This window comes from Herbaspirillum lusitanum (assembly GCF_046025995.1).
Taxonomy (GTDB): Bacteria; Pseudomonadota; Gammaproteobacteria; order Burkholderiales; family Burkholderiaceae_D; genus Herbaspirillum; species Herbaspirillum lusitanum_A.
Window position 1 is genome coordinate 477,749 of record NZ_JAQQFM010000007.1, and the last position, 9,906, is coordinate 487,654.

Sequence of the window (9,906 nt, forward strand, 5' to 3'; positions counted from 1 at the left end):
TCCTTTTTTGAATTCGGTAGTGGCAGTGCTTCTGTCCGCATTGCCAAGCGAGATTCAAAAAGGGGAATCGGATTTAAAAAAATGATTAAAAAAACTGGAAAAAAAGCGGATGCGCCTTGGTTCAAGAAATGGCGTCAAGCTGCTGCGACTGAATATGCAACCTGAATGGGGTGATGCGGTAGCGCTATACCTAAGGCGCCCCGAAAGGCGATGGAATATCGGTCAGTTTGTCGCCGGCCGCGCTTCGACCGTCACCCACCAGGGAAAGATGCGCCGCACGCGTACCGGCAGGCTGGCTTCCAGCACATTGAGCACGCGCTCGGTATCGTTGGTCGGGTAGACCCCGACCAGTTTGAGTCCCGCCACTTCGGGCGCGCAAGCCAGATAGCCGCGCCGGTAACGGCCCAGTTCCGCCAGGAATTGATCCAGCCGCATGCCGTCCGGCATCAGCAGATTGCGCGACCATGCGGCGATGCTTTCGTCGCAGGGCGAGGCCTCGCCAATCCAGTCGGCGCCGAAATGCGCCTGCGACCCGGCCTTGATGATGCGCGCCGGCCCGCCGTCGGCCGGTTCGATCTGCACCGCGCCCTCGAACACGGCCAGCAAGGTGCCGCCCTGCGCGCCGTCCTGCGGTCTGACCATGAAATGCGTGCCCAGCGCGCGCAGGCGGCCGGCGACCGTATCGACCACCAGCGGCCGCGCCGGCTGCTGTATATCGTGTGCACTCCTGACCAGAATCTCGCCGCTGCGCAAGACGATACGGCGCAGCTTGCCGTTGTAATCGACGTCTGCCGCGCTGGAGGTGTTGAGCCACAGCGTGCTGCCATCCGTCAGTTGCTGTTTGCTGGTTTCGCCGACGCCGGTGCGGTAGTCGGCATTGAACGAGGCCAGATAGTTGCGACCGTTGCGTGAACCCAGCAGACCACCACCCAGGCCGGCCGACATCGCCAGCAAGGCCAGGGTGCCGGCCAGTTTGCGGCGCTGCTGGCCCTTGCGTGAAAGCATGTCCGGCGTCATTGCCGTGGGCAGCAGATTGAACTGCGCATTGACTGCTTCCACCCGTTTCCATGCATCGCGATGCACTGCAGCAGCCTCCAGCCAGACTTGCCAGCGGCGCTGATCGGCATCGGTGGCGTCTTCCGAGCGCAGCAGGGCAAACCATTCAGCGGCTTGCTGCAGGATTTCGTAAGAGGGGGCGATGGAAATAGGAACCGAGGCGACCGCAGCGGCCGAGCCCGCCGGCGAAATCATCCTGAGTTTGGAGACGGCGGTCGTGCTTGCTGCTTTGCGCGGCGGCAAACTATTGCTCACGCTTGCACCAGCAACATGCATTGCAGCATGGCTTGCGCCATGTATTTCTTGACCATGCGGTCCGAAACGCCGAGCTCAAGGGCGATCTCTGCATAGGTGAGGCCATCCAGCTGGGACAGCAGAAAGGCCCGACGCGCACGTGGTGCCAGACTATCCAGCATGCTATCGATCTGCATCAGGGTTTCCAGCACCAGCGAGCGCTCTTCGGGGGAAGGCTCTTCCTGCTCGGGCCGGGCCGCCAGTGCGGCCAGATAGGCGCGCTCCAGCTCCAGCCGGCGCCAGTGATTGACCAGCAGCCCATGCGCAACCGTGCGCAGATAGGCGCGCGGCTCTTGCAGACTTTCACTGGCGCGTGAAGCCAGCAAGCGCAGAAACGTATCCTGGGCCAGCTCGGCCGCATCTTCGTGCGAACCCATCTTGCGCCACAGCCATGCCTGCAGCCAGCCGTGGTGGCTGCTGTAGACGTGCTCGAAAGCGTCGGGAAGAGGGGATGTGCTTGAAGCCACGATAGGAGTGCGGATCAGCTTTTCTAAGAGAGTAGTGGGGTTAGGGGCATGAGGATTTTCTTGAATTTCCCGCCAAAAACGGTATTTCTACGAGAAAAATCCAGAACCAGTTGCAAATTATATTAGTAATAATTCCTATTTACAAACTGGTGTGGTGTTTCTTCCTCATTTGCGTCTTTGAAACTCTCGGATGGTGAATTTTTGCCGGGCGCTTCCGTTTAGCGCAATTGCAAGGAAGTGCGGCCTGCGGGCTCGAAATGGGTGCCGAATCGGACCAGCCCGCGCTTGCGCAGATGACAGGTCATCAGGTAACTGATCACCATACCGGGATCAGCCGGCAAGACTTCGATTTCTATACCCTTGATGCGCGGTTCATAGATCAGCAGCGTAGCTTCCATCTGACGCTTGAGCAGATGCGCCGAGGCGGGCAGATTGCGGTAGATATTGCTGAGATCGGGCAAGCCCAGGTCAGGCAGATGCTTGAGTGAGCCGGCGCGGGTGTTGAGGATGCGCCTCAGGTTTTCCATGACGCTGAGGATTTCCAGGGTGTTGTCGTCATGCGCGGACAGCGGTACATCATTGATATGCCCAAGCAGCATGTCGTAGAGAGAAGGGCCGGCGCTCATTGTTTTCTCGGTGGGTTGCAAGAAACGGTTTCAGATCATGAAAGAGCGGCAGAGCGCTGTGCAAATAATTGAACACGTCGCTGGCATTCATGGGAAAAATTCGCTTAAGAGCGGATGTATGCGATTGCATGCAGACGGCGAAACCAAGTCCGGATATTGCATCGCGAGGTAAAGCGGAGGGTTTCCCGACCGGGCTTGATATCGGTCGGGAAACCGCCGCTGTATTGCAGAACGTTTTAACGCCCTTCGTTCCAGCTATCGGAATGAATGATGTTGCCGTCCTTATAGGCCCAGGTAATTTTTTCGTAGCGCAGCGCGACGTTTTCGAGATGGTTGTATTTCTCGCGGGCGGGGTCCTTGATGTTGTGCATCAAGGGAGTGACCGCGACCACCTTGACGCCGTCCAGCGTCATGTTGAAATATTCCTTTTCGTTGCCGGCGTCATCGATCTGGTACCACTTCAGCTCGACAGATTTGAGTGTCTGGCCGCTTGTCACTGCTTTATAAAGATAGGGCGAGGAGGCGTCGAACTCTTTGACGAAGCTCATCGGTTTATGTACGCGGGTGCCGGTCAGCTTGCCGGTATTGCCGTCGGTGGGGATTTCAACGCCGTGGGCGAATTCGACTACTTCGACGCTGCCTTCGCGCCCCTGGATGCGCACCGATCCCTTGATGTCCGCGCCACCATCGTCCTTGAGCCACATATATGCTGGAATTGCCATGCTTCACTCCTGTTCAGTACTACGGTCATAAAAAACCTCTCCATGGAGGCGATGCATTCAGGCCCCGCTCAGGTCGGGCACCAGAGTGATTTCAACCCGGCGATTGATGGCACGTCCATCTTCGGTCTGGTTGTCGGCGATCGGCCGGCTATCTCCATAGCCTTGTATGGCAAAGCGCGATGACGCCAGTCCTGCCGCCTCGGTCAGCCAGTCGCGCACGGCGCTCGCGCGCAAAATGGACAGACGCAGATTGCTCGCCGTACTGCCGACGTTGTCGGTATGGCCGGCGACCAGAATGTGTTTTCCCGGATTGGCCTTGATCAGATCCAGTGCGGCGACCAGAGCGCGCGTGGAACCAGGTTTGAGGCTGGCCTGGCCGGAGGCGAACAGCGACATGCTGTCCAGCGTGACGATCAGAGGAGGCGGAGCCGGTGGCTGGTAGGACGCAATTGCCGTATCAAGCAACGGCAGAACGGTTGCGCCGCGATACATGCCGACACTGAGATGCAGGGGAATGCCTGTGCGCTGATAGCGCTCCAGCCGATCGCGGTCGGCGGTCAGAGCCTTCAGAGCGTCGCGGCGAGCGGCATCATTGGCTGCCGGTGTCCGGACGAAACGCGCCAGATCCTGCTCCGCTTGCGCCAAGAGCTTGTGATTGTTACGAGCGGCGCACCAGCTTGCCAGTGCCCACGCGGCGGCGAGGATGACGACGGCATGCGCGCAAGCCCTGACTGCAGGCGATAGCCATAAGCGTCGCGGCAGCGCTGTTATCAGTGGTCGTGGAAACGGCCATCGGCCGGTGCTGGCAGGGTAAGCCGGTACGGACAGACCAGAGCTGTGGCGCAAATGGTGCTGCCATGGCGATCTCGCGCTGCTATGCGGTCCGAGATCTATCCAGGCTGCGCCATGCAGCGGCCATGGACTTTCAGCCGAGTGCGGATCCTGCAGAGTGCTCAGCGCGGTATCGCGTGTCCATTGGATGAGCGGGTACAGACTCGATGTGCGCCATACGATCTCCTTTTGTCCGTGGGCGCGCTGTGTACAAGATTCTTCCGCCAGCATGAGCGCTTCGAACGCGACCGCAGCAGTGTGCACATCGAGCGCTACATCGCTGGAGACGCTGTGCCAGTCAGCCGGTGTTGCGTCCTGCTTCTCGGAATTAAGCGGGGTCATGCGCTGATACACCGCCAGATAACCCGGAAGCCGCGTCCCCAGTTTGCGCCAGACATCGTTGCAGCTCTGGCGGATCAGTCGCAGCTCTTGTATCAGCGCGGCCTGGTCAGCGTGCACAGCGGGCGCCAGCGACAGAACAAGGGCATCAGGCGATTTTCCCTGGCGCCAGCGGGTGAGCGTCAAGGCCAGTGGCGCCAGATCCTTCAGGTGATCGACTCGAACCCAGATCGCACCGTCGCGGACAGATGCCAGAACTTTGCTCTTGTCATCTGAAAACAGCAGCGGAAGTCCATCTCCCATGATTAACAGCAAGGGCATATTTGTGCGCGTGTTGCCGGTGAGATCGGCCGTGTCCGCGTTCAGCGTCTGCAGTACGGCATCGCCACGCTGCACCATGCGCCGAATCAACATGCTTCTGGCAAGGACGACCCACGCAGTACTCACCAGAATTGCTGCCGTGATCAGGCCTGCCCATGCCAGCGGCAGATCGGCGATTCCCCACAGCACGAATAGCGCCAGGACGGCGGCAAACAGGCTCAGGCTGCGCAACGGATAGGCCAGGCCGGAATTGCTCATTGCCGCCTCATTTCTGCTGCAGCAGCGTGGCCAGTTGCAGGTCGAGCGCCTGTCCCAGAATCAGATGCAGCACCAATGCCGCCAAGGCGCTTGAGGCTGCCAGCGCCCAAGGTGAGATGCCGCGTAACCAGTCGCCCGGGCGATGTTTGCCGGAAGCATTGACGATCAGGCTGGTTTCAGCGCGGGGCCGAAGTCTCCATATCATTTCATCCAGTGAGCGCATGATGGCAGAGCGCTCTTGCTCGCCGGTGCGCGCATAACGGCCGCGAAAGCCCAGCCCCAGTATCGTGCTATAGCATTCGAGCAGGTCAAGTTGCGGCGGCAATTCGCGCATGCGAAAGGCGATGCGTTCGTAAATCCGTTCACCGGCATCATGGTTGTTGAAGCGCTCTACTTGCAGGGGCGTTGCATCCCATTCTGATTTTTCGCTCTCACTGAGATAGCGCAGTACCGTCTCGTCCAGCAAGCCGCATTGCGCGTAGAGCGCATCACCAATCACGTCGGGACTGAACCGACGTTCCTGCAGGGCCTTATCGAAGGCCTCGACCAGTTTCAGGCAGCGCAAGCGCAGTTCGCTTACCGAAGCAGGCTTTGCATCTTGCGCCAGCAATGAAACCTGTAGTGCAGTATCACGCAGCAGGGCGCGGATGGAGGGTTCGGGAATGGAGAAGTTGGGCATGATCGTTTCGATAAATCAGGATGGCAGCACCGCAAATAATTCAAGCGAGGCGTCCGGCAGCGAGGCTGGAAGATAGATCTGGCATGCTCGAGCGGCCAGCATGCGTGCATGCGCGGGATCGCTCGCATCAAGCGCGAAGTACTGGTTTTCCAGCCGTACCGGTATCGCGGCCGGAACGCGCTGCACGGCGCGCAGCGGAATGCCGGCCAATGCGGCATTGACGATATGTTCAATATCGTCGGGGCTGCCGATCTTGCATAATTTGGGGATCTGCTCCATCAGTTGGAAAGCAGGAACTGCCGCCTGCACCGACAGGTAGTAATCGGCGCCGGCCAGCAGTCGCTCATCATTGAAGCGCGCGTTCCAGCTGGTCGCATTTTTTTGCGCTAGTCCAATCGGGATCACCCGAGACGGAATGATTGCATCCAGCAATTCCCGGATCAGCGTTTCCAGTTTGCCGAAGACCTGCTGCTGCCGTTCGTGCTCATAAGCAGGTAGCTCCGACAGATTGCTGGCGGTGCCAAACGTCATCAATGCACCGGCCAGGCGTGCCAGCAAGGCATAGAGTTTTTCCGGCGACTGATCGGAATATCTGTGCAGAAAACTGAGCTCAGGCCAATGTGTGTTGATGCAATGAAGCAGCCAGAAAAGTGAAACATCGGCCACGCCGAATTCGGCGATCTGATCAACGCGCTCACGTCGCCTCGCAGAGAGTGCGGTGCTTTTCGCTAAAAGAATATCTGCCAGACGTGCGATACGTTCCAGGTGATGTGGGTGCGCACTCAGGCGCAGGCACGGGGGAATGAAGTTGTGATCGATTTCGAACTGACCGCGTGCGTTGCGGACGAGGCGGAAGATGGGGCAGCCAATGCTGTCTGCCTGACTCTCGATATCGAACAACAGATGCACCGCCTGACGCTGTACGGCTATTTCTTCTATACCGTCTCCGAAGAAATCCGGCACGCGCACAAATTCACGAAGATATCGTCGCGGTCGCGCTAGTTTTTCTTCGTCGTAGCGGCAATTCGAGCCTTCCGCGTTCATCAACGGAAGCGCCGCAATGACAAGTGTGCTCTGTTGCTCTGCGGGCAGGTCGCGCACAATATCACGTGCAGCCGGAAGCACGTCGCTGATGCTGGTATCGACGATGCTGCCGTCGGAAAAACGAAGTTTCAGCTGCGTCAGTTTCAGGCGCCCGACGTTGAGCATTTCCTCGTCGACCTGGACGTCGATGACACCCCATGGTTCCGCCAATGCCAATGAAGACAAGTGTCTTGAGTTGAACTGTGACCAGAGTTCCTGTTGCTGAAAATGCTGAGGTGTGAGCACCACACCTTCATGCCAAAGTGGTTTGAATGTTCGCATGGATTCCGAACTGAAGAGCTTAAGAGTATATGCAGAAGGCCCTGCCGCATATTGCGAAAGAGGCGCTTGATTCGCGATGTCCTGCTCATGAAAAATCGTCAATCAGGAGCGCAGAGCGATTCTTGAAAAAGATTTTTTTATTCACATTGAATGACATCCAGGCTGGCAATTTTGTACCACTCGTTCCAACGCTGTCCATGCTTTTCAGCGCATTTGAAAATATGTATGAAAGACATAAATCCTTCTATTTTTTTTCTTTTTTATTTGAGGTCAACTGCTGCAGCTGGTGACTTTTTATAACGAATATTTTTCTTACGGAGCGAAACCATGGCAGACAGTTTTCAGCGCGAAATTCCAAAGGCTCGCGTCAATATTTCTCTCGATCTGCATACAGGCGGTGCGCGGAAACGCGTTGAGCTTCCGCTCAAATTACTGGTGATGGGCGACTACAGTGCGGGCAAGGAAAATGCGCCGCTGAATGAGCGCAAGAAGATCAACATCAATAAAAATAATTTCGATGCGGTACTCGCCGACATTAATCCCGAGGCCAGATTTTCTGCCGAAAATACGCTTGCGGGCGACGGCAGCGAAATGGGGTTTCATTTGAATTTCAAGTCGATGAGGGATTTTTCTCCGGAACAGGTGGCGCGCCAGATTCCTGAATTACAGGCCCTGATGGCGATGCGAAATCTGCTGCGCGATCTGAAGTCAAATTTGCTCGACAACGGCACCTTCCGGCGCGAGCTGGAAAGAATCCTCAAGGATGATTCTCTTTCCGATAGTTTGCGCGGAGATTTGAGTCGCATCGCCTCCGTCAATGTTGATTCGAGCGCGGCGCTTGATACGCCGCTCGGCATCCCGGCCGGACATGCCTGATAGCACATTCTGAATCCGAACTTAGACATCTGCAATGAGCTACTGCTCACTACTTCACGACGGGAAATGACATGGAACGAAATGAAAAATCAGCGGCGGACTCCTCCGGCACAAACACCGAAACTGTTGTGCTTGCGAATTTGAGTGTGTACGAGGCTCTGTGCGAAAAAATCAATCTGAAACCCATTGAGAGCGCGCGGCCGCTGGAGGCCTTTCAGGATAACGACATACTGTCGGAATCACCGGCCGATGAACGCATGGCACGGGCAGTCAGTGTGTTCCTCAACATGGTGACCGATGCCAGCAGAAAAGTGGATAGACTGGACAAGACTCTGCTGGATTTCCATATTGATCACCTGGATCAGAAAATCAGCCGGCAGCTGGATGCTGTCATGCACTCTCCGCAGTTCCAGAAGATTGAATCGGCCTGGCGTGGCTTGCGCTTTCTGGTGGATCGGACGGACTTTCGCAAGAACGTGAAACTTGAGGTGCTGGATGTTTCCAAAGAGGCCTTGCATCAGGATTTCGAAGATACGCCTGAAGTGATTCAGAGCGGACTTTATCGGCACACCTATATTCAGGAATATGACACGCCCGGCGGGGAGCCCATTGGCTCCATCATCTCGAACTATGAGTTCGACAATTCGCCGCAAGACATGGCATTGCTGCGCAATATCTCAAAAGTGGCATCCGCTGCGCATATGCCCTTTGTCGGTTCCGTCGGCCCCGCCTTCTTTGGCAAGGACAGCATGGAGGAGGTCGCCGCGATTCAGGATATCGCCAACTATTTCGACCGGGCCGAATACATCAAGTGGAAGAGCTTTCGTGAAACCGACGATGCACGTTATATCGGTTTGACCATGCCGCGCGTGCTGGGCCGACTCCCTTATGGGCCCGATACTGTTCCCGTGCGTGCATTCAATTATCGGGAAGGCGTCAAGGGGCCGGACCACAATCGCTATCTGTGGGTGAATGCCTCTTTCGCCTTTGCCGCAAACATGGTGAGCAGTTTCATCAATAACGGCTGGTGCGTACAGATAAGAGGTCCCCAAGCTGGCGGCAAGGTAGAAGATCTGCCGGTGCATTTGTATGATCTCGGCACTGGTTATCAGCCCAAAATTCCGACTGAAGTGCTGATTCCTGAAACGCGTGAATTCGAATTCGCCAATCTGGGATTTATTCCCTTGTCTTTTTACAAGAACAATGACTTCGCCTGCTTCTTCTCTGCGAATTCATCACAGAAGCCCGCGCTGTACGACACCAAGGAGGCGACCGCGAACAGCCGCATCAATGCACGCTTGCCCTATATCTTCCTGCTGTCGCGCATCGCGCATTATCTCAAACTGATCCAGCGGGAAAATATCGGTACCACCAAGGATCGTCGTTTGCTTGAGCTCGAACTGAATAACTGGATCAAGAATCTGGTGACCGAGATGACCGATCCTGGCGACGATCTGCAAGCCTCTCATCCCTTGCGCGAAGCCAATGTCATCGTTGAAGACATTGATGACAATCCCGGTTTCTTCCGTATCAAGCTTTTCATCGTTCCCCACTTCCAGGTTGAGGGTATGGATATCGGTTTATCGCTGGTATCTCAAATGCCTAAGGCCAAGGCCTGAGACGTTTCAAATTCTCATGGTTCCGTCTGATCAGCCTGCCTTCTGCGGCAGGCTGATTTTAATCTTGACCTTGACCGATGCTGATATCCGGATACCTGGTTTTAGGAAGGCAGTCTAGTGCTCATATATGAGATATCAGATCTTCTATTTGATATCAGATAGCAGAGTGGAAGAAGTTCATGAAAGTTGATGTCCGAGCCTTGTCCGGCATAAAGCATGTACAGACGTATCATCTTGAATTTCGTCACGCCGGACTCACGGCAAACGCCTTCAGCGTGATCAGCTTCGAAGGGCATGAAACCCTGGGTGAACCCAGCCGCTTCGTGATTCGCCTGCATCATCCCGATCCGGATCTGACGCGACTCGACTATCTGAACGTGCCTGCAGTGTTTTCCATCCAGCCGCACGGCGTGTCCGCACTCGCAGATGTCGCGGCGATGGCGAGTCTGAATA

At 56.3% G+C, this 9,906-nt stretch carries 10 protein-coding genes; 3 read left to right on the top strand and 7 right to left on the bottom strand.

The window, feature by feature from the left end:
• Nucleotides 1-222: 222 nt before the first annotated feature.
• The 7 genes from PQR62_RS17945 to tssK form a co-directional block, all read right to left on the bottom strand.
• Nucleotides 223-1,311, bottom strand: a complete 1,089-nt coding sequence (locus PQR62_RS17945; protein ID WP_408159354.1) for a FecR domain-containing protein — start codon at nucleotides 1,309-1,311, stop codon at nucleotides 223-225.
• The gene (locus PQR62_RS17950; protein ID WP_408159355.1) at nucleotides 1,308-1,817 is read right to left on the bottom strand and encodes a sigma-70 family RNA polymerase sigma factor; all 510 of its coding nucleotides are present in this window, start codon (nucleotides 1,815-1,817) and stop codon (nucleotides 1,308-1,310) included. Before PQR62_RS17950 ends, PQR62_RS17945 begins: the two co-directional genes overlap by 4 nt.
• A 218-nt stretch (nucleotides 1,818-2,035) precedes the next feature.
• Nucleotides 2,036-2,443, bottom strand: a complete 408-nt coding sequence (gene tssE / locus PQR62_RS17955) for a type VI secretion system baseplate subunit TssE (protein ID WP_408159356.1) — start codon at nucleotides 2,441-2,443, stop codon at nucleotides 2,036-2,038.
• Nucleotides 2,444-2,679: 236 nt separating this feature from the next.
• The gene (locus PQR62_RS17960) at nucleotides 2,680-3,165 is read right to left on the bottom strand and encodes an Hcp family type VI secretion system effector (RefSeq protein ID WP_408159357.1); all 486 of its coding nucleotides are present in this window, start codon (nucleotides 3,163-3,165) and stop codon (nucleotides 2,680-2,682) included.
• Nucleotides 3,166-3,222: 57 nt separating this feature from the next.
• Complete coding sequence (locus PQR62_RS17965) at nucleotides 3,223-4,914, bottom strand: OmpA family protein (protein ID WP_408159358.1); 1,692 nt, start codon at nucleotides 4,912-4,914, stop codon at nucleotides 3,223-3,225.
• Nucleotides 4,915-4,921: 7 nt separating this feature from the next.
• Complete coding sequence (locus PQR62_RS17970) at nucleotides 4,922-5,593, bottom strand: DotU family type IV/VI secretion system protein (protein WP_408159359.1); 672 nt, start codon at nucleotides 5,591-5,593, stop codon at nucleotides 4,922-4,924.
• Between the two features lie 15 nt (nucleotides 5,594-5,608).
• Nucleotides 5,609-6,958, bottom strand: coding sequence for a type VI secretion system baseplate subunit TssK (gene tssK, locus PQR62_RS17975; protein WP_408159360.1), 1,350 nt, complete (start codon nucleotides 6,956-6,958; stop codon nucleotides 5,609-5,611).
• Between the two features lie 327 nt (nucleotides 6,959-7,285).
• Between tssK and tssB the strand changes: the two genes are divergently transcribed.
• The 3 genes from tssB to PQR62_RS17990 all read left to right on the top strand — a co-directional run.
• Nucleotides 7,286-7,834 carry a type VI secretion system contractile sheath small subunit gene (tssB, locus tag PQR62_RS17980; RefSeq protein ID WP_408159361.1) on the top strand — a complete coding sequence of 183 codons (549 nt, stop codon included), beginning with the start codon at nucleotides 7,286-7,288 and terminating at the stop codon, nucleotides 7,832-7,834.
• Nucleotides 7,835-7,905: 71 nt separating this feature from the next.
• Nucleotides 7,906-9,453: a type VI secretion system contractile sheath large subunit gene (gene tssC, locus PQR62_RS17985; RefSeq protein WP_408159362.1), complete on the top strand. Its 1,548-nt coding sequence runs from the start codon at nucleotides 7,906-7,908 to the stop codon at nucleotides 9,451-9,453.
• 179 nt (nucleotides 9,454-9,632) lie between these two features.
• Nucleotides 9,633-9,906, top strand: a 274-nt coding sequence (locus tag PQR62_RS17990) for a hypothetical protein (protein WP_408159363.1), incomplete at its 3' end; no start/stop codon positions are given.

Excerpts from the sequence above, each read along its gene's own strand:
- tssE (WP_408159356.1), bottom strand. The coding sequence starts at position 2,443 with ATGAGCGCCGGCCCTTCTCTCTACGACATGCTGCTTGGGCATATCAAT.
- PQR62_RS17960 (WP_408159357.1), bottom strand. The coding sequence starts at position 3,165 with ATGGCAATTCCAGCATATATGTGGCTCAAGGACGATGGTGGCGCGGAC.
- PQR62_RS17965 (WP_408159358.1), bottom strand. The coding sequence starts at position 4,914 with ATGAGCAATTCCGGCCTGGCCTATCCGTTGCGCAGCCTGAGCCTGTTT.
- PQR62_RS17970 (WP_408159359.1), bottom strand. The coding sequence starts at position 5,593 with ATGCCCAACTTCTCCATTCCCGAACCCTCCATCCGCGCCCTGCTGCGT.
- tssK (WP_408159360.1), bottom strand. The coding sequence starts at position 6,958 with ATGCGAACATTCAAACCACTTTGGCATGAAGGTGTGGTGCTCACACCT.
- tssB (WP_408159361.1), top strand. The coding sequence starts at position 7,286 with ATGGCAGACAGTTTTCAGCGCGAAATTCCAAAGGCTCGCGTCAATATT.
- tssC (WP_408159362.1), top strand. The coding sequence starts at position 7,906 with ATGGAACGAAATGAAAAATCAGCGGCGGACTCCTCCGGCACAAACACC.